Genomic DNA, 23,672 nt, shown 5'->3' with positions numbered 1-23,672 from the left:
CAGTAGCTCTCACCGGGGTCTCAGGACACCGTCGTCCCTGCTCTCCCCCGCCCCCTCGGCGCGGGCCGCCGCGCGCTTGGCCCCGGTGTGCGCGGCGTACCCGAGCAGACCGGTCCCGACCGCGAGCGCGACGCCCACGACGACGAGCGCGTCGGCCGGGGCGCCCATCGCCAGCAGCACCGACAGGCCAAGGCCCAGGCAGGCGGCGCGCGCGGCGCCACCGCCGTCGTCCTGGAGCATGACCCTGGTCGCGGCGCTGGTGAAGCAGCAGTGGAACAGCGAGGCGCACGCGCCGACCGCGAGCGCCTGGGTGGGGGTGAGCGCGAGCACCCCGACCAGGGCGAGGCCGGAGGCGAGCAGGTGCGGGGTCCACCGGCCGCGCACCTTCGGGAGGTCGCCGGACTCGACCAGGCCGGCGAGCGCGCGGCGGGCCCCGGCGAGCACGTGGGCCAGCACCTGGACACCGGCGGCGAGCGCGGCGAGGCCGAGCACGGGTAGCAGCCAGCCGCCGTCCGCGACGAGCAGGGCGTCGCGCAGCGGGGCGCGGGACAGGGCGAGCCGGGCGTCGCCGAGCTGGTGGCGCAGCGCGAACCAGAGCGCGGCGGCCAGCACCAGCGACAGCAGCACCCCGGCGGGGGCGGCGAACCGGCGCAGCGGCCCGGCGAGGGCGGGGTCGCCCGCCTCGGTGACCCGCTCGTGGCCGGTGAACACCAGGAACAGCACGCTGGCCGCGCCCATGACGCCCTCGACGCCGAGTTGCGCGTCCAGCACGACCGGGTTCGCGGGTGGGGCGACGGCCAGGCACACCACGACCACGAGCAGCAGCACCACGACGACGAACCCGGTGAGCGGTCGGGTGGCGCGGGCGGGCCAGCGCCCGCCGAGCGCGGTGACGCAGGCCAGCAGGGCGAGCGCGAGCGGCAGCCGGTGCTGCGGGGCGGCGGTGGCGGCGACGGCGTGGGCGACGGCCGCGCCGACCCCGGCCGCCGAGGTGAGCCGGGCGGCGGCGGTGATCCGGGCGGGCCACGGGCCGAGCTGGGCGCGCACGTGCAGGTGGCCGGTGGTGGCGGGCGCGGCGGCGGAGGCGGTCGCGCAGCAGAGCGCGGCGATGCCCGCGACCAGGAGCGCGAGCGGGGCGAGCGGTCCGGCGAGCGCCGCGGCGGGGGCGAGACCGGCGAGGACGCCCGCGCCGAGCGAGGCCCCCAGCACCAGCACCACTGCCCCGGATCGGTGCGTCACTGTCACCGTGACACAGTCGCAGATGGACCCGGCAGCCGCTAACGGCCACCCGCTTGACGCACGATCGTGTTAATTGTTACTCGACGCAGTCAGCTGTGGCACGCCCAGCCGGGTCGGAGCAAGACCTTTAGCATTCGTCAGCATCCGTCACCCGTTCCCGCAGCACACCTGGTAAGTGCCGGGAGGAAACCCGACGAGGAGCAGCAACTTGACCGCGCCGAAGCTGTCCATCACCGACAGTGACCTGACCGCCGCCACCGACGCCATCGTGGTGGGCATCCTCCAGGGCCCGGACGGGCTCGCGCTCGTCCCGGCCGCCGAGCCCGTCGACACCGCCTTCGACGGCGCCCTGCTGGAGGTGCTGGGCGCGCTGGGCGCGACCGGCAAGACCGAGGAGGTCGTGACCGTCCCGACCATGGGCAAGCTGGAGGCCCCGATCGTGCTCGCGGTCGGCCTCGGCAAGCCCGGCGCGGACGGCCAGATCAGCGAGGAGCAGGTGCGCAAGGCCTCCGGCGCGGCGGCCCGCGCGCTGGTGGGCAAGAAGCGCGCCGTGACCACCCTGTCCTCCGTGCACCTGGCCGCCGCGGTCGAGGGCACCCTGCTGGGCGGGTACACCTTCAAGGAGTACAAGTCCGACAAGGGCGAGGGCCCGGTCGCCAAGCTGGACCTGGTGCCGCCCGCCGAGGGCGTGAAGCGCGCGCACAACGCCACGCTGAAGGCCGCGACCGCGATCGCCGAGGCGGTCACCACCACCCGCGACCTGATCAACACCCCGCCGAACGACCTGTACCCGGCCTCGTTCGCCGAGCGCGCCGTGGCGCTGGCCTCGGCCGAGGGCGTGGAGACCGAGGTGCTCGACGAGAAGGCGCTGCGCAAGCAGGGCTTCGGCGGCATCCTCGGCGTCGGCGGCGGCTCGACCCGCCAGCCGCGCCTGGTCCGGCTGACCTACAAGGGCCCGAAGGCCACCAAGAAGGTCGCCCTGGTCGGCAAGGGCATCACGTTCGACACCGGCGGCATCTCCATCAAGCCCGCGGGCGGCATGGACGAGATGACCTCGGACATGAGCGGCGCGGCGGCCGTGGTCGCCACCGTCGTGCTCGCGGCGAAGCTGAAGTACCCGCTGGACATCACCGCGTGGGTGCCGATGGCGGAGAACATGCCGTCCGGCGCGGCCTACCGGCCCGGCGACGTGCTGAAGATGTACGGCGGCAAGACCGTCGAGGTGCTGAACACCGACGCCGAGGGCCGGTTGATCCTGTCTGACGCGATCACCCGCGCGTGCGAGGACGGCCCGGACTACCTGGTCGACGTCGCGACGCTGACCGGCGCGCAGGTCGTGGCGCTGGGCAAGCGCACCTCGGGCGTCATGGGCACGGACGAGCTGCGCGACCGGGTGGCCGAGCTGGGCCGCGCGGTGGGCGAGCAGGCGTGGGCCATGCCGCTGCCGGAGGAGCTGCGCGGCGACCTGGACTCGCGGCTGGCCGACCTGGCGAACGTCACCGGGCACCGGTGGGGCGGGATGCTGTCGGCGGGCCTGTTCCTGAAGGAGTTCGTGGCCGAGGGCGTGCAGTGGGCGCACATCGACATCGCGGGCCCGGCGTACCACACGGGCGGGGCCAGCGGGTACACCACCAAGGGCGGCACGGGCGTCCCGGTGCGGACCCTGGCTGCGCTGCTCGCGGACATCGCCGACAAGGGCTGACCTCCGGGTTCTGACCGATCGCGCGGCCCCGGCGGGAACTTCCCCGCCGGGGCCGCGCGCGTTCTCAGTACGCCACCGACAGCGCCTTCCCGATCGACTCCGGGTCCTCGACCCGGTCGAGCAGGAACGCGGCGAGGTCGGTGCGGGACAGCGACAGCCCGCCGAGCACGCTGCGCTCCTCCTGCACCCGGTAGCGCCCGCGCGCGGGCCCGTTGGTGAGCATCGGCGCGCGCACGAGCGTCCAGTCGAGACCGCTGGCGCGCACGACCGGCTCCATCGCCGAGACGTCCGCCCAGGCGTGCCGGAACACCGAGCACAGCAGCGGTTTGACCAGCGCCGCGACCACCGGGGTGTCCCCGGACTCGGCGGTGGCGCTGCTGCTGACCACGAGCAGCCTGCGCACCCCGGCCAGCCGCATGGCGGCGATCGCGCTGGTGGCGCTGTCGACGAGCACGCTGGTGGGCTTGCGGGCCGAGCGCGGCCCGATGGCGCTGACCACGGCGTCCGCGCCGGCGAACGCGGGCGCGAGGGCCTCCGGGTCGAGCGGGTCGGCCACGTGGTCGCGGCCGGTGCCGGTGCCGTTGCCGGTGCGCACGACACCGGTCACGTGGTGGCCGCGCCCGCGCGCCAGGTGGGCGACGAGCGCGCCGGTCCGGCCGCTCGCGCCGAGCACTGCGAGCTTCACCGCGCGCCCCCGAGGCGCACGACGAGCAGGGGTTCGGGGGACAGGGAGTTGATCATGTGCACAGCAGTACTACGCACGCGCGCGACGCTTCCGCCCACCCCCGGCGGCTCCCGAAGGGGTGATCTTCCCGACAGTCCGGGCAGCCGAACGGCCTGCTCCGGTCAGCTCTCACCGGCCGACTTCCGGCGGCTGTACTCGCGCATCCGCTTGGGGTAGCCGACGATCCCCGCGTCGTAGATGGGCATCCCGAGCTTGCGCGCGAACCGCTTCGCGCCCTCCTCGCCGTCGATGCGCCGCCTGGTCCACTCGCCGTCGTGGGCCACCAGGACGACAGTGGTCTCCGTCACGGTCGTCTTGGGCTCGACGTAGGCTTCGACCCCGCGCCGCTCGGCCGCCCACCGCTCCAGGTGGCCGGTGTCGGCCGAGGTCGGCGCGCGCAGCACGCCGGGACGGCTCTTCCTGCGGAAACGATCGAAAAGGCCCACCTGCGAACCTCCCAAAGCCACTGTTGTCGGACATGGTGCCGGCTGAGGTGTGAAAGCCCGGCCAAATCCTCCGAAGAGGACACCGCGTCGCCGCGCCCGCCGGTGTAGTGACAAGATGGCAATCACCCGCGCGCACCCGCGCGGAGTAAGGCATCAAGCTCTCCTAGGGAGAAATCCGTGACCGACACCTCCGCCGACCTGGTGATCCTCGGTGGCGGATCGGGCGGCTACGCCTGCGCGTTCCGCGCGGCGGAGTTGGGCCTGTCCGTCATCCTGGTCGAGAAGGACAAGCTGGGCGGGACCTGCCTGCACCGCGGCTGCATCCCGACCAAGGCGCTGCTGCACTCGGCCGAGGTCGCGGACAACGCGCGCGAGGGCGAGCAGTTCGGCGTCAAGTCCTCGCTGGCGGGCATCGACATGGCCGGGGTCAACTCGTACAAGGACGGGGTGATCAGCAGGCTGTACAAGGGCCTGCAGGGCCTGGCGAAGGCCAACAAGGTCACCATGGTCCAGGGCGCGGGCACGTTCGTCGGCCCGAACACCGTCGAGGTCGACGGCGTCAAGTACACCGGCAAGAACGTCGTGCTGGCCACCGGCTCGTACGCGCGCAGCCTGCCCGGTCTGGAGATCGGCGGCCGGGTCATCACCAGCGACCAGGCGCTGAACCTGGACTACGTCCCGGAGAAGGTCGTCGTGCTCGGCGGCGGCGTCATCGGCGTCGAGTTCGCCAGCGTGTGGGCCTCCTTCGGCGCGGACGTGACCATCGTGGAGGCGCTGCCCCGCCTGGTCCCCGCCGAGGACGAGTACGCCTCGAAGCAGCTGGAGCGCGCGTTCCGCCGCCGGGGCATCAAGTTCAAGACCGGCGTGAAGTTCACCGGGGCCACCCAGTCCGACACCGGGGTGTCGGTGTCGCTGGAGAACGGCGACGTGCTGGACGCCGACCTGCTCCTGGTGGCCGTCGGCCGGGGCCCGAACAGCGCGGGCCACGGCTACGAGGAAGCCGGGATCGAGATCGACCGCGGGTTCGTCACCACCGACGAGCGCCTGCGCACGAACCTCCCCAACGTCTACGCGGTCGGCGACATCGTCCGTGGTCTGCAGCTGGCCCACCGTGGCTTCCAGCAGGGCATCTTCGTCGCCGAGGAGATCGCGGGGCAGAACCCCAAGGTGATCGACGAGGCGGGCATCCCGCGCGTCACCTACTGCAAGCCCGAGGTCGCCTCCGTCGGCCTCTCCGAGGCGGCAGCCAAGGAGAAGTACGGCTCGGTCGAGACTTTCGTCTACGACCTGGCGGGCAACGGCAAGAGCCAGATCCTGAAGACCGCGGGCGGCATCAAGCTGGTCAAGGCGCCCGAGGGTCCCGTCGTGGGCGTCACGATGGTCGGCGAGCGGGTCGGCGAGCTGATCGGCGAGGCCCAGCTGATCTACGGTTGGGAGGCATACCCGGAGGACGTGGCTCCCCTGATCCACGCCCACCCGACCCAGACGGAAGCCCTCGGCGAGGCCTTCCTCGCCCTGGCCGGCAAGCCGCTGCACGTGCACGGCTGACCGCCGCACCCCAGTCAGCCGAACGACTTAACGCACGAGGAGTCAGCGAACGATGGCCATCTCCGTTCCGATGCCCGCACTCGGTGAAAGCGTCACCGAGGGCACGGTCACCCGCTGGTTGAAGCAGGAGGGTGACCGGGTCGAGGTCGACGAGCCGTTGCTGGAGGTCTCGACCGACAAGGTCGACACCGAGATCCCCTCGCCCGCAGCGGGCGTCCTGCAGAAGATCGTCGCCCAGGAGGACGAGACCGTCGAGGTCGGCGCCGAGCTGGCGGTGATCGGCGACGGTTCCGAGGGCGACGCGCCCTCGGACTCCGCGCCCGCCCCGGCGGCCCCCGCCGAGGAGGCCGAGCCCGAGCCGCAGTCCGCCCCCGAGCCCGAGGCCGCCCCGGCCGCGCCGTCCGGCGGCAGCGCCGACGGCACCCCGGTGACGATGCCCGCGCTGGGCGAGAGCGTCACCGAGGGCACCGTGACCCGCTGGCTCAAGCAGGTCGGCGACTCGGTGGAGGTCGACGAGCCCCTGCTGGAGGTCTCGACCGACAAGGTCGACACCGAGATCCCGTCCCCGGTGGCGGGCACGCTGCTGGAGATCACCGCGGGCGAGGACGAGACGGTCGAGGTCGGCGGCAAGCTGGCCGTGATCGGCTCCGGCGCCCCGGCCCCGGCGAAGCAGGAGGCCCCGAAGCCCGCCCCGGCTCCCGAGGCCCCCAAGCAGGAGGCCCCGAAGGCCGAGGCCCCGAAGCAGGAGGCGCCCAAGGCCGAGGCCCCCAAGCAGGAGGCCCCCAAGCCCGCCGCCGCCCCGGCTCCGGCCGCCGAGAAGTCCGGTGACGAGGGCGCGCCCTACGTCACCCCGCTGGTGCGCAAGCTGGCCTCGGAGAACGGCATCGAACTCGGTTCCCTGAAGGGCACCGGCGTCGGCGGCCGAATCCGCAAGCAGGACGTGCTGGCCGCGGTCGAGGCCAAGAAGGCCCCGGCCGCCGCGCCCGCCGTGGACACCAGCGGCAAGCGCGGCACCACGCAGAAGCTCCCCCGCCTGCGCCAGATCGTGGCCCAGCGGACCCGCGAGTCGCTGCAGATGTCGGCCCAGCTCACCCAGGTGTTCGAGGTGGACGTCACCCGGATCGCGCGCCTGCGCAACCGGGCGAAGGCCGCGTTCGAGCAGCGGGAGGGCACGAAGCTGACGTTCCTCCCGTTCTTCGCCAAGGCGGCGGTCGAGGCCCTGAAGCAGCACCCGGTGCTGAACGCCTCCATCGACGAGGCGAAGAAGGAGGTCACGTACCACGGCGCCGAGCACCTGGGCATCGCGATCGACACCGAGCGCGGCCTGCTCAACGCGGTGATCTCGAACGCGGGCGAGCTGAACCTGGCGGGCCTGTCGCTCAAGATCAACGACCTGGCCGGTCGGGCGCGCGCGAACAAGCTGACCCCGGACGAGCTGACCGGCGGCACGTTCTCGCTGACCAACCTGGGCAGCAACGGCGCCCTCTTCGACACCCCGATCATCCAGCAGCCGCAGGTCGGCATCCTGGGCGTCGGCGTGGTCAAGAAGCGCCCCGTGGTGATCACCGACGCGAGCGGCGACGACACCATCGCGATCCGGTCCATGGCCTACCTGGCCCTGACCTACGACCACCGCCTGGTGGACGGCGCGGACGCCGGTCGCTTCCTGAGCACCATGAAGAACCGCCTGGAGGAAGGCGCCTTCGAGGGCGACCTCGGCCTCTGACGGTCGGCAGCACCCGCGAGAACCCGCTCCCCGATCAGGGGGAGCGGGTTCTCCGCTTTTCCGGGGTGGGGCTTTCCCAGGGGGAGGGCTTTCCGGGGGTGGGTGCGACGGACCGCACCCCACCCGCGCGGTGAGCCGGTGTGCGAGCCGCGCCGCGCTGAGAGACGATCAACCCCATGCGCGTGGTCATCGCTGGTTCCTCGGGTCTCATCGGCACTTCTCTGGTGGCGGCGCTGCGAGCCGGGGGCCACGACGTGCTCCGGCTGGTGCGCCGCAGGCCCGCCGCCCCGGACGAGCGGTCCTGGGACCCGCCCTCGGCCAAGATCGACGAGGGCGCGCTGGAGCGGGTCGACGCCGTGGTGAACCTGTGCGGGGCCGGGATCGGGGACCGCCGGTGGAACGACGCGCGCAAGCAGGTCCTGCTCGACACCCGCACCGCGCCCACCGAGGTGCTGGCCGCCGCGGTCGTGCAGCACCGGGTGCCGGTGCTGGTGAACGCGAGCGCGGTCGGGTTCTACGGCGACACCGGTGACGCGCTGGTGGACGAGGCCACCCCGTCCGGGACCGGGTTCCTGGCCGCGCTGTGCCGCGAGTGGGAGGGCGCGACCCGGCAGGCCGAGGAGGCCGGGGTGCGGGTGGTGAAGCTGCGCACCGGGCTGGTGATCAGCCCGTCGGGCGGGTTGTTCGGCAAGCTCAAGCCGCTGTTCTCGCTCGGCCTCGGCGGCAGGCTCGGGTCGGGGCGGCAGTACATGCCGTGGATCGCGCTGGACGACGTGGTCGCCGCGATCGGGCACGTGCTGGAGACCGGGACCGTGGACGGGCCGGTGAACCTGACCGCGCCGAGCCCTGTGACCAACGCCGAGTTCACCCGCACGCTCGGGCACGCGCTGCACCGGCCGACGCCCTGGGTGGTGCCGTCGTTCGCGCTGAAGGCGGTGCTGGGCGGGCTGGCCGAGGAGGGCGTGCTGGTGGGGCAGCGGGCGGTGCCGAAGGCGCTGGAGCGGTCCGGTTTCACGTTCCTGCACCCGGCGCTCGGGTCGGCCGTGGCCGCCGCGATCACACCCCGGTAGTGCGCACGCTCTTCGCGCTGGGGGCGCTGCTGCTGGGCTGCTCGGTGCTGCTCGGCCTGCTGGTGCGGGGCGCGCCCGCGCCGGGGGTGGACGTGGCGCTGCACGACGCGGCGCTGGAGCTGGGGTCGGGGGTGGTGCTGCCCGCGACGGTGATCAGCCTGCTGCTGAGCCCAGGGCTGGCGGCGGTCGCGCTGGTGTCGCTGGCCGCGCGGGCGGTGATCGCGCGCGACCCGCTGGTGGCGCGGTGGGCGGTGCTGCTGGCGGTGTGCTGGATGACCGTGTGGGCCAGGTACGGGTACCGGCGGATCAGGCCGATCGACTACCCGCAGTGGAGCTACCCGAGCGGGCACGTCACGGCGGTGACGGCGGTGGCGTTCACCGCCTCGGTGGTGTGCGCGAGCCTGGCGAGGCGGTACCTGCGCCTGGTGGTGGCGGGCGGGGCGCTGGCGGTGGTGCTGACGGCGCTCAGCCGGGTGGTGCTGGAGATGCACTGGTTCACCGACACGGTCGGGGCGGTGCTGGCCACCACCGGGGCCGGGCTGCTCTGCTGCGCGGTGCTGCGGCTGCCGCCGAGCCCGGCGTCGGCCGGGCCCGAGCGCGGACAGACCCGGCGGGACCGGGCCTGACGAAGCCAGATCGGGCCGGGGCGGGCGGGACCAGACCGGGCCTGACCAGACCGGGCCTGACCAGACCGGGCCTGACCAGACCGGGCCTGACCAGACCGGGCGTGATCAGCCCGGACCCGACCGGGCAGGGCCTGGTCAGCCCGCCCCAACCAGCACGGCCCAGCCGCCCCTGGCGAGCCCGGCCCAGGCCTGCGCACCCCAGCCAGCCCGGCCGAGCGCGGCTACAGCCCCAGCCCTGCGTGGCCCAGCCCGACGTGGCGCGGCTCAACCCCAGCCCGGCATGGCCCGGCCCGGCCCAGCGCGGCGCGGTCCAACCCGGCCCACCCAAGCCCGGCATGGCGCGGCTCGACTCAACCCCGGCCCGGTCCAGCACGGCGCGGCCTGGCCCGGTCCAGCCCAGCCCGACCCGGCCCAGTTCGGCCCCCGACCAGTCCGCCCCCGCCCGCCCCGAGCGACTAACCAGCCGCCCACTCCGCGCGGTGGTCGTCCACGAACGCGGCGAACGTCCCCGGCTCGCGGCCGGTCAGCCGCGCGAACCCGTCGGTCAGCCCGCCTTCCCCGCCGTCGCGGATCGAGGCGTTGTAGCGGGCGAGGCGGTCGGCGAACGGTTCCGGCATCCCGGCCGCCCGGAAGTGCCCGGCCAGCTCGGCGGCGGTCACCTCCACCACCTCCACGGCCCGCCCGGTCCGCTCGCCGACGACCCGCGCGACCTCCCGGTGGCTGAGCGCCTGCGGGCCGGTCAGCCGGTGCTCGCTCGCGGTCCGGTCGGCCAGCAGGGCGGCGTGCGCGGCCGAGGCCACGTCACGCGCGTCGATCCAGCCGACCCGCCCGTCCCCGCCCGCCGACAGCAGCTGCCCGCGCTCGCGCAGCCGCACGGCCACCGGGTGCGCCCCGGTGAAGTTCTGCATGAACCCGGCGGGCCGCAGCACGGTCCAGCCGGGGGTCTCGCGCACCTCGGCCTCCATCTCGGCGGCCCCTGGGGCGTCGGGCAGGACCGCCAGCGAGCCGAGCAGCACCAGCCTGGGCAGGCCGCTGCGGCGGGCCAGGTCGAGCAGCGGGCGCACGGCGGGCAGCGGGTCGCCGGTGGTCGGCGGCGGGACGGCGTAGACGGCGGTCGCGCCGTCCAGGAGCGCCCGGTGCGTGCTCGGGTCGTGCCAGTCGAACCGGGTCGCGCCGGGGGCCGGGGTGCGGCTCGCCCGCCGGAACGGCGTGCCGTCCGCCTCCAGCAGCGCGGTGAGCGCCCGGCCGGTGGTCCCGCTCGCGCCGATCACCGCGACGCTCACGCGCCCGCCTCCCGGTCGAGCGCGGCGGTCAGGCCGCCCAGCGCCCCGGTGGCCCGCGCGGCGGCGACAGGGCTCCAGTAGTCGCGGTACGCGGTGAAGAGGCCCTCCTCGACCGTGACGACGGAGACGTAGTCCAGCCGGTACGGGACCCCGGTCGCGGTCGCGCGGCCGACGGCGGTGAACTCGACCACCGCCGTGCTCGGGTCGGCCGTGCGGTGCACGACCAGGGCGGGGACGCCGGTGACGTCCAGCAGGTCCGGGTAGCCCGCCAGGTAGGCGCGCACCTGCTCGCGGCCCTCCAGGCGGGTCGGGGAGCCCGCCTCGGCGAACGGGAACTCGGCGGTCCCGTCCACCGCCCACAGGTCCGCCACGGCGTCCATGTCCTTGGCCAGCAGGTGCTCCAGCAGTCGGCGGAAGGTCAGCTCGGGGTCGTTGTCCACGCCGTCGATCGTGCGGGCCGCGCGCCGGGCGCGGCACTGCCGGTCGAGCCCCCTCCCGGCGGTCCGGGGCTCGCGGGGAGGGGAGCGGACCTGCTCTGCGGCGCGCGGCGTGCCAAGGTTGGTCGGGTGAGCGCGCGTGAGCTGGCCGGGTTCCTGCGGGCCCGGCGGGAGTCGTTGGGACCCGCGCAGGTCGGGCTGCGGCGGGCGCCGTCGAGCCGGACGCCGGGGTTGCGGCGCGAGGAGGTCGCCTCGCTGGCCGGGGTGACGGTCAACTACTACGAGCGGGTCGAGCAGGGCCGGGCGCCGCACCCGTCGCCGCAGGTGCTGGACGCGCTGGGCGCGGCGCTGCGGCTGACCGGGGCCGAGCGGGAGCACCTGGCGCGGTTGGCCGGGCACGCGCCGGTGGGCGAGGAGCCGGAGCCGGGCGTCCCGGAGGCGGTGCGCACGCTGCTGGACGGGCTGGGCGCGACGCCCGCCTACGCGGTGACGCCCGCGCTGGACGTGGTGGCCTGGAACGCGGCGGCGGTGGCGCTGTTCACCGACTTCGCCGAGCTGCCCGCGAGCGAGCGGGGGCTGGCCGCGCTGTCCCGGCGGTTCGGCGGGACGCTGTGCGGCGAGGTCGAGCCGGGCGCGTTCGCCGAGCGGGCGGCGGCCGACCTGCGCGCGGCGGCCGTGCGGTTCCCCGGACTGGGCGCGGCGCGGGTGGCCGAGGAGTTCGGCGCGCACAGCCCGGAGTTCGCCGCCGCGTGGGCGGCGCGCGACGTGCGGGAGCGGCCGGTGGTGCGCAAGGTCGTGGCGCACCCGGTGGTGGGGCGGCTGGAGCTGGACGTGCACGCGCTCGTGGTGCCCGGCCACGACCTGCGGGTCGTGCTGCACACCGCGCGGCCGGGCGGCGCGAGCGCCGAGCGGCTGGCCCGGCTGGTCACCGGGGATCGCGGGCAGGCGTAGGGTCGAGTGGTGAGCAGCACCGACTCCTCCTGCCGCGCCGAGAACACCCCCTTCGACGTGCGCGAACTGGGCACCATCGAGTACCAGGCCGCCTGGGACCTCCAGCGGGAGCTCGCCTCGGCCCGCGCGGACGGCACCGCCACCGACACCCTGCTGCTGCTGGAGCACCCCCCGGTGTACACCTGCGGCAGGCGTACCGAGGACGACGAGCGCCCGAAGGGCGGCGACACCCCGGTCATCGACGTTGACCGGGGCGGCAAGATCACCTGGCACGGGCCCGGCCAGCTCGTCGGCTACCCGATCGTGGCGCTGGCCGAGCCGCTGGACGTGGTCCAGTACGTGCGGCGGGTCGAGCAGGCCCTCATCCACGTGTGCGACCAGCTCGGCGTGCCCACCGGTCGGGTGGAGGGGCGCAGCGGCGTGTGGATCGCGGCCGACGAGCGCGGTCCCGAGCGCAAGGTCGCCGCGATCGGCATCCGGGTGCAGCGCGGCGTGACCATGCACGGGTTCGAGATCAACTGCAACGCCTCGCTGGACGCGTTCGCCGACATCATCCCGTGCGGCATCCGGGACGCGGGCGTCGCGTCGCTCTCGCACGAGCTGGGCAGGGACGTCACGGTCGCCGAGGTGCTGCCGCTGGCGCAGGCCGCCGTGATCGACGCGCTCAACGGCGACCTGCCGCTGACCGACCGCACCCTGGCCAAGCAGGCGCCGTCCGCCCCCGGCATCACCTTCGCGGTGCAGGGCGCCTGACCCGAACGGGTAGCGCGTCCCCGGCGGGTCCCGCCCCCGAACGGGTCCTGACCGCATCCGCGCGCTGACAGCGGGCCGACTCCCCTCCTAGGGTTCCGACGCGGAAGCCTGCGAGGGGAGTCCACCGTGCCGATGACCCGACGCGGCCTGCTGCGCGCGACCGGCGCGGCGGGCGCCGCGCTGCTGCTGGGGCGCCCCGCCGAGGCCGAGTCCCGCGCGGGCTCGACCTGGCTGGACTGGCTGGCCGACAACCGCGAGCGCGTGGCCGCCGTGGTGGACCCCGGCGCCGGTCCCGCCCTGGTGCACCGCCCGCACGCGCCGCAGCCCCTGGCCGCCGCGATCACCCCGCTGCACCTGGCCGCGCACGAGCTGTCGGGCGCGACCGGGACGGTCCCGGCGGCCGACTGGGACCGCCACCACCTCGGCCAGGACGGCGGCGCGCACGCGTCCGCCCTGGCCGACCTCGGCATCACCGCCACCGACGGGACGCACGCCGACGACCCGCACCACCCGGTGGACCTGGACGACCTGGCGTCCGCGCTGGTCAGGAGGGGTGACGACGCGGCGGCGGACCTGCTGCTGCACCGGCTCGGCGAGCCCGCGCTGCGGGCGGCGGCGGTCCGCCTGGGCTGGCCGGACGCGCCCGTGGCCAGCGCACTGGACCACCGGGTGCGCCTGGTGCTGGACCGGGACGCGCCGGACTACCTCACCGACCCAGGGGTGCGGCTGGAGGTGCTCGGCAGGCTCCCGCAGGCGCCGACCGGGTACGAGGGCCTGCGGCCGTGGGCGCGCACGACGTGGCGCGGCGCCGCCGACGGCCTGAGCCGGGCGCACCGGGCGCTGGCGACCGATCCGGCGCTCCCCCGCTGCCGGGCGTGGCTGGGGGCCGGGCGGGAGGCGCCGGAGGGCGTGCTGGGCGTCGGACTCGCGGGCGGCGCGCTGCCTGGCGTGCTCGCGGCGGGTGGGCACGCGCGCTTCGCGGACGGCCGCGTGGGCGTCGTGGCGGTCCTGCTGGCGGAGGTGCCGCAGGAGCGGCACGCGGCGGCGCGGGAGTTCGAGGACCTGGTCCTGGGCGCGCTGCTGGACGGCGCGCTGCTCGCCGACCTGCGCGCCGCGCTGGCCTGAGCCGGGCGGGTGGGCGCGTCCCGGCGGCGGGCGCGCACGTCCCGCCGCCGGGTGGGACTCAGCCCTTGAGCTGCGGCGCGACCTCGGCCGCCGCCAGCTCCAGGTGGTCGAGGTCGGCCAGGTCGAGCAGCTGGAGGTAGATCCGCTCGACGCCGGTGCGCTCCCGCCACTGCCCGAGCCGGTCAACGACCTCGGCGGGCGTGCCCGCGAGGCCGTTGGCCTTCAGCTCGTCGACGTCGCGCCCGATCGCGGCGGCCCTGCGGGCGACCTCGGCGTCGTCCTTGCCGATCGCGGCCACCAGCGCGGCCGAGCGGGTGATCTCCGCCGGGTCGCGGCCGATGTCGCGGCAGGCCTGGTCGACGCGGGCGAACTGCTTGGCCGCGAACTCGGCGTCCACGAACGGCAGGTTGAACTCGGTGGCGTGCTTGGCGGCCAGCGCGGGCGTGCGCTTGGCGCCCTTGCCGCCGATCAGCACCGGCACCCGGTCCTGGGCGGGCTTGGGCAGCGCGGGGGCGTCGATCAGGCGGTAGTGGTCGCCCTGGAAGGTGTAGTCCTCGCCGACCGGGGTGGCCCACAGGCCGGTGATGATCTCCAGCTGCTCGGCGTACCGGTCGAACCGCTCCCGCACGCTCGGGAAGGGGATGCCGTAGGCGGTGTGCTCCTCCTCGTACCAGCCCGCCCCGAGGCCGAACTCGACGCGGCCCCCGGACATCTGGTCCACCTGCGCGACGCTGATGGCCAGCGGGCCGGGGTAGCGGAAGGTGGCGGCGGTCATGAGCGTGCCGAGGCGGATGGTGCTGGTGTCGCGGGCAAGGCCCGCGAAGGTGATCCACGGGTCGGTGGGGCCGGGCAGGCCGTCGACCGAGCCCATCTTCAGGTAGTGGTCGGAGCGGAAGAACGCCCCGTACCCTGCGGCTTCGGCGGCGCGGGCGACGCGGAGCAGGTCGTCGTAGCTCGCGCCCTGCTGGGGTTCGGTGAAGATCCGGAGTTCCACCGGTCCAACGCTAACGAGGGGTGCCGGGCTCCCGCGATTCGACCACCCCGGCCGCCACCGCCGCGGTCGCCGACCGGTAGAAGAACACCATGGCCAAGTGGACCGAAGTCGACATCCCCGACCAGACCGGGCGCACCGCGCTGGTGACCGGCGCGAACTCCGGCCTCGGCCTGCGCACCGCCGCGGTGCTGGCCGCCAGGGGCGCCAGGGTGCTGCTGGCCTGCCGCTCGCCGGAGCGCGGTCAGGACGCCGTCGAGCGGGTCTCCCGGCGCGGGCGGGCCGAGCTGGTGCGGCTGGACCTCGGCGAGCTGGCGTCGGTGCGCGCCGCCGCCGAGCGGGTGCTGGAGCTGGCGGGCGACGGCCTGGACCTGCTGGTCAACAACGCCGGTCTGATGGCCCCGCCGCTGGCCCGCACCGCCGACGGGTTCGAGTCGCAGTTCGGCGTCAACCACCTGGGGCACGCCGCGCTGACCTGGCTGCTGATGCCCGCGCTGCGGGCCCGCGCGGGCGCCCGCGTGGTGACCGTGTCGTCCGTCGCGCACCGGCTGGGCGGCCTCGACCTGGCCGACCCGAACTTCGAGGTGCGCCGCTACACCCCGTGGGTCGGTTACGGGCAGTCCAAGCTCGCGAACCTGCTGTTCGCGCGCGAGCTGGACCGGCGGCTGCGGCTGTCCGGCGCGGACGTGACCTCCGTCGCTGCGCACCCCGGCGTCTCGCGGACCGAGCTGAGCGCGACCATGGCGAAGGCGCACCGGAACGCGCTGGTCGAGTGGGGCGGCAAGATCACCGACGCGGTGTCCCAGACCCCGGCCATGGGAGCGTTGCCGCAGCTCTGCGCGGCCACCTCGCCACTGGTGACCGGCGGCGGCTACTACGGGCCCGACGGGTTCGGCGGCTTCTGGGGCCACCCGGCCCCGGCGAGGTCGACGGCGGCGGCCCGCGACGACCTCGCGGCGGCCCGGTTGTGGGACCTCACGGCCGAGTTGACGGGCGTCGCGCCCGACCCCGCGTGACGTAGGGTTGGTGTCGTGACCGTCGTACCTGAGGGTCGGAAGCTGCTGCGGCTGGAAGTGCGCAACAGCCAGACGCCGATCGAGAAGAAGCCCTCGTGGATCAAGACCCGAGCGAAGATGGGCCCGGAGTACCGGGACCTGAAGGGCCTGGTCAAACGCGAGGGCCTGCACACGGTCTGCGAGGAGGCCGGGTGCCCCAACATCTACGAGTGCTGGGAAGACCGCGAGGCGACCTTCCTCATCGGCGGTGAGCAGTGCACCCGCCGGTGCGACTTCTGCCAGATCGACACCGGCAAGCCCGCCGACCTCGACCGCGACGAGCCCCGCCGGGTCGCCGAGTCCGTGCAGGCCATGGGCCTGCGCTACTCGACGGTCACGGGCGTGGCCCGCGACGACCTCGCCGACGGCGGCGCGTGGCTGTACGCGGAGACCGTGCGGCAGATCCACGCGCTGAACCCCGGCACCGGCGTCGAACTGCTGATCCCGGACTTCAACGCGGTGCCCGAGCAGCTGGCCGAGGTGTTCGACTCCCGGCCCGAGGTGCTCGCGCACAACCTGGAGACCGTGCCGCGCATCTTCAAGCGCATCCGCCCGGCGTTCCGCTACGAGCGGTCCCTTGAGGTGATCACCCGCGCCCGCGAGGCCGGTCTGGTCACCAAGTCCAACCTGATCCTGGGCATGGGCGAGACCCCGGAGGAGGTCGCCGAGGCGCTGCGCGACCTGCACGCGGCGGGCTGCGAGATCATCACGATCACGCAGTACCTGCGGCCCTCCCCCCGGCACCACCCGGTCGAGCGCTGGGTGAAGCCGGAGGAGTTCCTGGTGCACAAGGAGACCGCCGAGGAGCTCGGCTTCAGCGGCGTCATGGCCGGGCCGCTGGTGCGCTCCTCCTACCGGGCCGGGCGGCTGTACGCCCAGGCCGTGACCAAGCGCGGCGACACCCTCCCGGAGAACCTGGAGCACCTCCTCCAGGCCGGTGACGCCGCGCAGGAGGTCAGCGCGCTGCTCTCGGCTCGCTGAGCACCACGTCGTCCAGCTCCAGCGCGTAGTGCGCGCCGAAGGCGCTGGACGGCGTGTGCACGCCGGGCTCGACGTCCGGCAGCAGTCCGATCGCCCTGACCGCGCTGTCCGCGGTCAGGGCGTAGCCGTTCGGGGTGGTGAGCGAGGCCTCGACCTTGGTGCCCCGCGCGTCCCGCACCTCGCCCCACACCTCGCTGCGGCTGGTGTCGCGCGCCGCCGGTGACGGGCCGCCGATCCGCCTGACCAGCGCCTTCGCCACCTGGCGGACCGGGCGCAGCGCGAGCAGCGGCTGGAAGACGCCGTGCGCCCTCGCGAGCAGCGGCGGGAACGTGGTGAACGTGGTGATGTTCGGGATGCCGGTGGAGCGGTGGGCGGTGCTGACGTCGCCCCACGGGATCGCGAGCACGTCCCGCGCGCCCGAGCGGAACCCGGCGACCCGGCGGCGGTGCCCGAGCGGCACCGAGCGCAGCTCCCCGTCGACCCGCGCCCTGCCGCCGCCCGCCGCGCCCTCGACGGCGGTGGCGGCGGTGCCCGCGCTGGGGCCGCCGCCGCTCATGAACGCCAGGTCCAGGTGGGTGGCGCCGGGCAGGGCGTGGTGCAGCAGGGCGGCGATGCAGTCGGTGGGGACGACGTCGAAGCCGACGCCGGGCAGCAGGACCACGCCCGCCCGCCTCGCCTCGGCGTCCAGGGCGGCGATGCCCTCGAACACGTCGATCTCACCGGTGATGTCCAGGTAGTGCGTCCTGGTGCGCAGGCAGGCGTCGACCAGGGGGCGCCAGGTGGCCGAGAACGGCCCCGCGCAGTTCACGACCGCGTCGACCCCGTCCAGGTGCGCCCCCGCGTCGGCGAGGGGGAACACCCGGTGCTCCAGTCCGAGGCGCTGCGCGGCGGCGGCGACCTTGTGGCCGTTCCGCCCCGCGAGCACCGGTCGTTCGCCTCGCGCGACGGCGAGCTCGGCGATGAGCGCCCCGGTGTACCCGTTGGCGCCGTAGACCATCCACGTCATGACTAGACGCTACCGGCGGTCGTGGGGGGCGGGTTCCGCGTGCGGCGGGTGGGGCGGGCGGGAGCTGCGGGGCGGGTGTCGCGGCGGGTTCGGGCTCGGGCTCGGGAGGGTTCGGGCCTGGTCCGGGTGTGGGCGGGTTCGGGTGCGGGCCGGTCCGGGTCCGGGCGTGGTGCGGCCTGGTCCGGGTGCGGACGGATCCGGGCCTGGTGCGGCCTGGCTCAGGTGCGGCCTGGCTCAGGTGCGTCCGGGCTCAGGTGCGTCCGGGCTCAGGTGCGTCCGGGCTCAGGTGCGTCCGGGCTCAGGTGCGGCGGCGCATGAAGAGCGCGCCCACGAGGCCCGCCGCGCCCAGCACGGTGACCGGCGAGGCCCAGGCGAGGCGCTCGGCGCGCAGCCGGGCGCAGACCTCGGGCAGGGCCGCCGACCGGGCCGAGACGTCGATCTCGTCGAAGCCCGCGCCCAGGCTGTTGCCGCAGGACACGTCGAGCCCGTTCGGACCGCTCGTGGACAGCGGGAGCAGCATGATCAGCAGTCCCGAGAGCACGAACGCCGCCGCGACGGCGGTGAGGTACTGCCTGGGCGACATGGGGCCAAGCTACGACGCGCCACCACCGCCGCCTAGGGGGACCGCGAAGGCCGGGGGCGGGCCGTTCTCCCCTAGGGAGTCGGGCGGACCGATGGCCGTTCGGGGATTCCAGGGGGTGGCCGGGGTGCGCTCCCGCGCCGAGCGGCAGCCGGTGAGCGCCGAGCGTTCGAGGGGTGCGCCACCGGAGCCGGACGATGATCACCGAAAGGAATTCCGACTACGCAAGAATCGTTGATCTTCACCCTTACGTTGGATTGATTCGCGAGCTGATCACGGAAAGCTCAGCAAATCCGCTCCCGAAGGCGTGAACCTGTCCCCCATTAAGGGACGGGTCTAGACCATATCGGCTGAACGAGCAGGTCCGGGCCGCTCGGCGCATCGGGTGAACCGCTCAACGAATCGACCCCGCCCACCCCAAGATCGACGGCGATCGGTGCGCCATGCTCTCCAGCGCGGAATCACGCCCGAATGGAACGCGGCCCCCTGCTCGAACAGGAGACCGCGTGGGTCCGACCGCGAACCAGGCCTGACGAGCGAGGACGACAGGAGGACCGGAGTTGAGTCTAGGACCGCGCCCCGGAGAGGGGCCAGCGCTCGAACTGACACGAGCGGGTGGCGCGCGGCGGACCCTGGAAGTGCACCGCCTGGCCCCCGCGCCGCCGAGCCGCAGACCACCTTCGGCCCCCGCTTCGGTCGCACCACCCGCACCGGCGGCCGAGGACGACGGCGGACGTCCGCCTGGCCCGGCCGACCCGTGGTTGCGCGACGCCCTGTCGCCCGCGGTGCTGCTGGCCCTGTGGGCGCTGGCCACCCTGCTGGTCGCCGCGCTGGCCTAGAACGGGCCCGGACGGCAGCACCGCCCGGCAGTGTCATCCGGCAGCATCGCTCGACAGCGTCACTCGGCAGCGTCAGTCGACAGCGTCACCCGGTGGTGGAACACCGCCGGGTGACACCCGCCCGAGCCCCTGAGCGCTCCGCTGCGCGCCGAACTCCCCCAGAACCGGTCCGGTGGACCCCGGAGGGGGATTCTGGGCTTCTGGGACCGCTGAGCCCGTCGCCCACGACCGGGCGAGCGCGGCGCAGCGCGCGGACGACCCGCGAACACTGCGGGACGCACCTGCGGGATGACGCCGCGACGGGCGCTCCCGACCCGCCACGACGGACGGGGCGGTGGGCGCGGGTGGTGCCGGGCGCGACGGGGTTGGTGGGCGCGACAGGGTTCGAACCTGCGACCGCTCGGGTGTAAACCGAGTGCTCTTCCGCTGAGCTACACGCCCCTGGGAGCCGTCACGCCAGCTCGGCGACGGCCTTCTTCCACGACTCCTGGTCCCTCGCCTCGCCCGGCTCGTTGACCTGGGCGAACCGCACGACCCCGGCGGTGTCGATCAGGAAGGTGCCGCGCAGCGCGAACCCGGCCCCCTCGGAGAACACACCATAAGCCCTCGCGACCTCGCCGTGCGGCCAGAAGTCCGAGAGCAGCGGGAACCGGTAGCCCTCCTGCTTGGCCCACGCCTTCAGGCTGAACGGGGTGTCCACGGACACGCCGATCACCTGCACGCCCGCGGCCTCGTAGTCGGCCAGCTCGTCGCGCACCCGGCACAGCTCGCCGGTGCAGGTTCCGCTGAAGGCGAACGGGTAGAACACCAGCAGCACGCTCTTCGACCCGCGGAAGGACGACAGGGTCACCTTCTGCTTGTTGCTGTCGGCGAGCGTGAAGTCGGGCGCCTCGGCACCGATCTCGATCATGCAAGAACCCCTGTGCGCGGCGGACGGAACCGGGTCCCCGACCGGGGCGGACCCGGTCGGGGACAGCGCGAACCCCGGCTCCCGTGACGCGGAGGAGCCGGGGTCTGCGCAGGTCAGCGCTTGTTGACCTTGGCGTTCTTCGGCGAGACCAGCCGCACCGCGGTCCAGTCCTCGCTGATGTTGACGTTCGACGTCTGCGCGAGGCCCGCAGTCGCGGTGGCCTCGGTGATGTCGCTGGGCTCCACGTGCCCGGCACGCCCCGTCTTCGGGGTCAGCACCCAGATCACGCCCTCGTCCGCCAGCGGCGAGGTGACGTCGACCAGCGCGTCCGCCAGGTCACCGTCCTCCTCCCGCCACCAGAGCAGGACCACGTCCACGACGTCGTCGGTGTCCTCGTCGAGCAGATCGCCGCCGACCCGCTCTTCGACCGCCGCACGCAGGTCGTCGTCGACGTCCTCGTCCCAACCGATCTCCTGGACAACGGCGCCCGGTGCGATCCCGAGCTTGTCGGCGACGCCGATCTTGCCTGCGTCTTCCGCGGCGACCACGGTTTCCACTCCTCCAAGTGCGCGACAGCGACGGTCGGGGCTCCGACCGCCGTTCGGCATCGACCTCAGGGTCAACTACCGGTCGCGGCTAGCGAACACTGTCACCCGTGCCACGCGCAACCGTAAGAGCCGGGACACGCCGCAGCGGTACCCCCGGATGCGGTACCCGGAAGCCATGAGGCATGCTCTACATACCTCCTATCCGCGCGCGCGCGTGGGACACAATCCGGAAATACTCACCGGTAGCGGTGACGGGACAGTGTCCACAGGGCAACGATGGAGACAGAGACCACGGAACGAGGAGATCCCTTGGCCCCGCAGAACCACGGCACCACTCCCGAGCGGGTGCGCGTCATCAGGGACGGTTTGGCCTCCCACCTCCCGGACATCGACCCGGAGGAGACCTCGGAGTGGCTGGAGTCGTTCGACGCCGCGCTCAAGGGCGGCGGCCAGCAGCGAGCCCGCTACCTGATGCTGCGGCTGCTGGAGCGCGCGAGGGAGTCCCACGTCGGGGTGCCCGCGCTGACCAGCACCGACTACGTGAACACCATCCCCACCGAGCGGGAGCCGTGGTTCCCCGGTGACGAGGAGGTGGAGCGCCGCTACCGCGCCTGGGTGCGCTGGAACGCGGCGATCACGGTGCACCGCGCGCAGCGACCGGGTGTGGGCGTCGGCGGCCACATCTCGACGTACGCCTCGTCGGCCAGCCTGTACGAGGTGGGCTTCAACCACTTCTTCCGGGGCAAGGACCACCCCGGCGGCGGCGACCAGGTGTTCGTGCAGGGCCACGCCTCCCCCGGCGTCTACGCGCGCGCCTTCCTGGAAGGCCGCCTGACGACCGACCAGCTCGACGGCTTCCGCCAGGAGTACTCGCACGGCGGCCTCGGCAAGGGCCTGCCGTCGTACCCGCACCCGCGGTTGATGCCGGACTTCTGGGAGTTCCCGACCGTCTCCATGGGCCTCGGCCCGATGAACGCGATCTACCAGGCCCGGTTCAACCGGTACCTCCAGTCGCGCGGCATCAAGGACACCTCCCAGCAGCACGTCTGGGCGTTCCTCGGCGACGGCGAGATGGACGAGCCCGAGTCGCGCGGCCTGCTCCAGCTCGCCGCGAACGAGCAGCTGGACAACCTCACCTTCGTGGTCAACTGCAACCTGCAGCGCCTCGACGGCCCGGTGCGCGGCAACGGCAAGATCATCCAGGAGCTGGAGTCCTTCTTCCGGGGCGCCGGCTGGAACGTCATCAAGGTCATCTGGGGCCGCGAGTGGGACTCGCTGCTGCACGCGGACCGCGACGGCGCGCTGGTCAACCTGATGAACCAGACGCCCGACGGCGACTACCAGACGTACAAGGCCAATGACGGCGCGTACGTCAAGGAGCACTTCTTCGGCCGCGACCCGCGGACGAAGGAGCTGGTCACGGCCATGTCGGACGACGACGTGTGGAACCTCAAGCGCGGCGGCCACGACTACCGCAAGGTGTTCGCGGCGTACCAGGCGGCGGTCTCGCACAACGGCCAGCCGACGGTGATCCTCGCCAAGACGATCAAGGGCTACGGCCTCGGCGAGCGGTTCGCGGCGCGCAACGCCACGCACCAGATGAAGAAGATGTCCCACGACGACCTCAAGTCGTTCCGGGACAGCCTGCGCATCCCGATCGCGGACAAGGACCTCGACCCGTACCTGCCGCCGTACTACCACCCCGGCAAGGACGCCCCGGAGATCCAGTACCTGCTGGAGCGCCGCAAGCAGCTCGGCGGGTTCGTGCCCGAGCGGCGCGGCAGGTCCAAGGCGCTCGTGCTGCCCGGTGACAAGGTCTACGACGTGGTCAAGCGCGGCTCGGGCAAGCAGGAGGTCGCCACGACGATGGCGTTCGTCCGGCTGGTCCGCGACCTCATCAAGGACCCGGAGATCGGCAAGCGGATCGTGCCGATCATCCCGGACGAGGCGCGCACGTTCGGCATGGACTCGATGTTCCCGTCGCAGAAGATCTACAACCCGAACGGGCAGCTCTACACCTCCGTGGACGCCGAGCTGATGCTGGCGTACAAGGAGTCCGAGCAGGGCCAGATCCTGCACGAGGGCATCAACGAGGCCGGTTCCACGGCGTCGTTCACGGCGGTCGGCACCTCGTACGCCACGCACGACGAGCCGATGATCCCGATCTACATCTTCTACTCGATGTTCGGGTTCCAGCGGACCGGCGACGGCCTGTGGGCGGCGGGCGACCAGATGGCGCGCGGCTTCGTGCTGGGCGCGACGGCGGGCCGCACCACGCTGACCGGCGAGGGCCTCCAGCACGCCGACGGGCACTCGCTGCTGCTGGCGCACACCAACCCGGCGGCGGTCGCCTACGACCCGGCCTGGTCGTTCGAGGTGGCGCACATCGTCAAGGACGGCCTGCGGCGGATGTACGGCGAGGACGCCGAGAACGTCTTCTACTACCTGACGATCTACAACGAGCCGTACCGGCAGCCCGCCGAGCCCGAGGGCCTGGACGTGGACGGCCTGCTCAAGGGCCTGTACCGGTACCAGGCTGCGGGCGAGGGCGACGGCCCGAGGGCCCAGCTCGTCGGCTCCGGCGTCGCGGTGCCGTGGGCGCTCAAGGCCGCCCAGCTGCTGGCCGACGACTGGGGCGTGCGCGCCGACGTGTGGTCGGCGACGTCGTACTCGGAGCTGCGCCGCGAGGCCGTCGAGGTCGACCGGCACAACCTGCTGAACCCGGACCAGGAGCCGCGCGTCCCGTACGTGACGCAGGTGCTCAAGGACGTGCAGGGCCCGGTCGTGGCGGTGTCGGACTGGATGACGGCGGTGCCGGACCTGATCCGCCCGTACGTGCCGACCGACATGACCACGCTGGGCGCGGACGGCTTCGGCTTCTCCGACACCCGCCCGGCCGCGCGCAGGCACTTCCTGATCGACGCCGAGTCGGTCGTGGTGGCCACCCTGGCCGCGCTGGCCAAGCGCGGCGAGGTGCCGCAGCAGTCCGTCGTGGACGCGGCGCGCAAGTACCGCATCGACGACGTGGCGGCGGCCGGTCCGTCCACCTCGGACGCGGGCCTGGCCTGATCGGCGACGGCGGCGCGGCCCCGCTCGGGCCGTGACCGCCGGTCACCCCACGACCGGGTGACA

General features: G+C 73.9%; 22 protein-coding genes and 1 tRNA gene. 12 read left to right on the top strand and 11 right to left on the bottom strand.

Annotated features, from left to right (window positions below):
• Positions 1-9: 9 nt before the first annotated feature.
• Complete coding sequence (locus tag LV78_RS05465; RefSeq protein WP_253843613.1) at positions 10-1,239, bottom strand: amino acid permease; 1,230 nt, start codon at positions 1,237-1,239, stop codon at positions 10-12.
• 208 nt (positions 1,240-1,447) lie between these two features.
• Between LV78_RS05465 and LV78_RS05460 the strand changes: the two genes are divergently transcribed.
• Entirely contained in the window at positions 1,448-2,941 is a 1,494-nt protein-coding gene (locus tag LV78_RS05460; RefSeq protein WP_253843612.1) for a leucyl aminopeptidase, read from the top strand.
• Positions 2,942-3,005: 64 nt separating this feature from the next.
• Here LV78_RS05460 and LV78_RS05455 read toward each other — a convergent pair whose 3' ends face one another.
• Complete coding sequence (locus LV78_RS05455) at positions 3,006-3,626, bottom strand: NAD(P)-dependent oxidoreductase (RefSeq protein WP_253843611.1); 621 nt, start codon at positions 3,624-3,626, stop codon at positions 3,006-3,008.
• 161 nt (positions 3,627-3,787) lie between these two features.
• Positions 3,788-4,111, bottom strand: coding sequence for an oxidoreductase (locus tag LV78_RS05450; RefSeq protein ID WP_253843610.1), 324 nt, complete (start codon positions 4,109-4,111; stop codon positions 3,788-3,790).
• Between the two features lie 177 nt (positions 4,112-4,288).
• Here LV78_RS05450 and lpdA point away from each other — a divergent pair, with 177 nt between their 5' ends.
• From lpdA to LV78_RS05430, 4 genes are all read left to right on the top strand, one after another.
• Positions 4,289-5,659, top strand: coding sequence for a dihydrolipoyl dehydrogenase (lpdA, locus tag LV78_RS05445; protein ID WP_253843609.1), 1,371 nt, complete (start codon positions 4,289-4,291; stop codon positions 5,657-5,659).
• 52 nt (positions 5,660-5,711) lie between these two features.
• Positions 5,712-7,385, top strand: a complete 1,674-nt coding sequence (sucB, locus tag LV78_RS05440; protein ID WP_253843608.1) for a 2-oxoglutarate dehydrogenase, E2 component, dihydrolipoamide succinyltransferase — start codon at positions 5,712-5,714, stop codon at positions 7,383-7,385.
• A 176-nt stretch (positions 7,386-7,561) separates the two neighbouring features.
• Positions 7,562-8,455, top strand: a complete 894-nt coding sequence (locus tag LV78_RS05435) for a TIGR01777 family oxidoreductase (protein ID WP_253843607.1) — start codon at positions 7,562-7,564, stop codon at positions 8,453-8,455.
• The gene (locus LV78_RS05430; protein WP_253843606.1) at positions 8,455-9,081 is read left to right on the top strand and encodes a phosphatase PAP2 family protein; all 627 of its coding nucleotides are present in this window, start codon (positions 8,455-8,457) and stop codon (positions 9,079-9,081) included. Before LV78_RS05435 ends, LV78_RS05430 begins: the two co-directional genes overlap by 1 nt.
• A gap of 455 nt (positions 9,082-9,536) precedes the next feature.
• Here LV78_RS05430 and LV78_RS05425 read toward each other — a convergent pair whose 3' ends face one another.
• Both LV78_RS05425 and LV78_RS05420 read right to left on the bottom strand, forming a co-directional pair.
• Positions 9,537-10,364: a Rossmann-fold NAD(P)-binding domain-containing protein gene (locus LV78_RS05425; protein ID WP_253843605.1), complete on the bottom strand. Its 828-nt coding sequence runs from the start codon at positions 10,362-10,364 to the stop codon at positions 9,537-9,539.
• Positions 10,361-10,804, bottom strand: coding sequence for a nuclear transport factor 2 family protein (locus LV78_RS05420; RefSeq protein ID WP_253843604.1), 444 nt, complete (start codon positions 10,802-10,804; stop codon positions 10,361-10,363). Before LV78_RS05420 ends, LV78_RS05425 begins: the two co-directional genes overlap by 4 nt.
• A 126-nt stretch (positions 10,805-10,930) precedes the next feature.
• Here LV78_RS05420 and LV78_RS05415 point away from each other — a divergent pair, with 126 nt between their 5' ends.
• The 3 genes from LV78_RS05415 (at position 10,931) to LV78_RS05405 (ending at position 13,630) form a co-directional block, all read left to right on the top strand.
• Positions 10,931-11,752 carry a helix-turn-helix transcriptional regulator gene (locus LV78_RS05415; protein WP_253843603.1) on the top strand — a complete coding sequence of 274 codons (822 nt, stop codon included), beginning with the start codon at positions 10,931-10,933 and terminating at the stop codon, positions 11,750-11,752.
• Between the two features lie 9 nt (positions 11,753-11,761).
• Positions 11,762-12,505, top strand: a complete 744-nt coding sequence (lipB, locus tag LV78_RS05410; protein ID WP_253843602.1) for a lipoyl(octanoyl) transferase LipB — start codon at positions 11,762-11,764, stop codon at positions 12,503-12,505.
• Between the two features lie 126 nt (positions 12,506-12,631).
• Positions 12,632-13,630, top strand: a complete 999-nt coding sequence (locus LV78_RS05405; RefSeq protein ID WP_344621223.1) for a twin-arginine translocation signal domain-containing protein — start codon at positions 12,632-12,634, stop codon at positions 13,628-13,630.
• Positions 13,631-13,688: 58 nt separating this feature from the next.
• Here LV78_RS05405 and LV78_RS05400 read toward each other — a convergent pair whose 3' ends face one another.
• A complete protein-coding gene (locus tag LV78_RS05400) occupies positions 13,689-14,624 on the bottom strand; it encodes an LLM class F420-dependent oxidoreductase (RefSeq protein ID WP_253843601.1) in 936 nt (311 codons plus the stop codon).
• A gap of 89 nt (positions 14,625-14,713) precedes the next feature.
• Here LV78_RS05400 and LV78_RS05395 point away from each other — a divergent pair, with 89 nt between their 5' ends.
• Positions 14,714-15,637, top strand: coding sequence for an oxidoreductase (locus tag LV78_RS05395; protein ID WP_253843600.1), 924 nt, complete (start codon positions 14,714-14,716; stop codon positions 15,635-15,637).
• Positions 15,638-15,652: 15 nt separating this feature from the next.
• Positions 15,653-16,657 (top strand): lipoyl synthase, encoded by a 1,005-nt coding sequence (gene lipA, locus LV78_RS05390; RefSeq protein ID WP_015800182.1) that lies wholly within the window; start codon positions 15,653-15,655, stop codon positions 16,655-16,657.
• On the opposite strand, the gene LV78_RS05385 is transcribed toward lipA, so the two are convergent.
• The gene (locus tag LV78_RS05385; protein ID WP_253843599.1) at positions 16,632-17,663 is read right to left on the bottom strand and encodes a saccharopine dehydrogenase family protein; all 1,032 of its coding nucleotides are present in this window, start codon (positions 17,661-17,663) and stop codon (positions 16,632-16,634) included. The two genes, lipA and LV78_RS05385, sit on opposite strands and share 26 nt — an antisense overlap.
• A 298-nt stretch (positions 17,664-17,961) precedes the next feature.
• A complete protein-coding gene (locus LV78_RS05380) occupies positions 17,962-18,246 on the bottom strand; it encodes a hypothetical protein (RefSeq protein WP_253843598.1) in 285 nt (94 codons plus the stop codon).
• Positions 18,247-18,881: 635 nt separating this feature from the next.
• Here LV78_RS05380 and LV78_RS05375 point away from each other — a divergent pair.
• A complete protein-coding gene (locus tag LV78_RS05375) occupies positions 18,882-19,082 on the top strand; it encodes a hypothetical protein (RefSeq protein WP_253843597.1) in 201 nt (66 codons plus the stop codon).
• A gap of 366 nt (positions 19,083-19,448) precedes the next feature.
• Here the strand turns inward: LV78_RS05375 and LV78_RS05370 are convergent.
• The 3 genes from LV78_RS05370 to LV78_RS05360 all read right to left on the bottom strand — a co-directional run bounded on the left by LV78_RS05370 (position 19,449) and on the right by LV78_RS05360 (position 20,540).
• Positions 19,449-19,523: transfer RNA gene (locus LV78_RS05370), tRNA-Val, on the bottom strand.
• Positions 19,524-19,533: 10 nt separating this feature from the next.
• A complete protein-coding gene (locus LV78_RS05365; RefSeq protein WP_253843596.1) occupies positions 19,534-19,992 on the bottom strand; it encodes a peroxiredoxin in 459 nt (152 codons plus the stop codon).
• Positions 19,993-20,105: 113 nt separating this feature from the next.
• Positions 20,106-20,540 carry a DUF3052 domain-containing protein gene (locus LV78_RS05360; RefSeq protein WP_253843595.1) on the bottom strand — a complete coding sequence of 145 codons (435 nt, stop codon included), beginning with the start codon at positions 20,538-20,540 and terminating at the stop codon, positions 20,106-20,108.
• A 309-nt stretch (positions 20,541-20,849) separates the two neighbouring features.
• On the opposite strand from LV78_RS05360, the gene aceE reads away from it, so the two are divergent.
• Positions 20,850-23,609, top strand: a complete 2,760-nt coding sequence (gene aceE / locus LV78_RS05355) for a pyruvate dehydrogenase (acetyl-transferring), homodimeric type (protein WP_253843594.1) — start codon at positions 20,850-20,852, stop codon at positions 23,607-23,609.
• Positions 23,610-23,672 lie beyond the last annotated feature (63 nt).

The organism is Actinosynnema pretiosum (assembly GCF_024171695.1).
Classification (GTDB): domain Bacteria; phylum Actinomycetota; class Actinomycetes; order Mycobacteriales; family Pseudonocardiaceae; genus Actinosynnema; species Actinosynnema pretiosum.
This window is presented reverse-complemented; position numbering and strand designations above follow the sequence as displayed.

What these genes read in the sequence shown, in the direction of transcription:
- sucB (WP_253843608.1), top strand. Translation starts at nt 5,712, where the DNA reads ATGGCCATCTCCGTTCCGATGCCCGCACTCGGTGAAAGCGTCACCGAG.
- LV78_RS05435 (WP_253843607.1), top strand. Translation starts at nt 7,562, where the DNA reads ATGCGCGTGGTCATCGCTGGTTCCTCGGGTCTCATCGGCACTTCTCTG.
- LV78_RS05395 (WP_253843600.1), top strand. Translation starts at nt 14,714, where the DNA reads ATGGCCAAGTGGACCGAAGTCGACATCCCCGACCAGACCGGGCGCACC.
- LV78_RS05385 (WP_253843599.1), bottom strand. Translation starts at nt 17,663, where the DNA reads ATGACGTGGATGGTCTACGGCGCCAACGGGTACACCGGGGCGCTCATC.
- LV78_RS05380 (WP_253843598.1), bottom strand. Translation starts at nt 18,246, where the DNA reads ATGTCGCCCAGGCAGTACCTCACCGCCGTCGCGGCGGCGTTCGTGCTC.
- LV78_RS05365 (WP_253843596.1), bottom strand. Translation starts at nt 19,992, where the DNA reads ATGATCGAGATCGGTGCCGAGGCGCCCGACTTCACGCTCGCCGACAGC.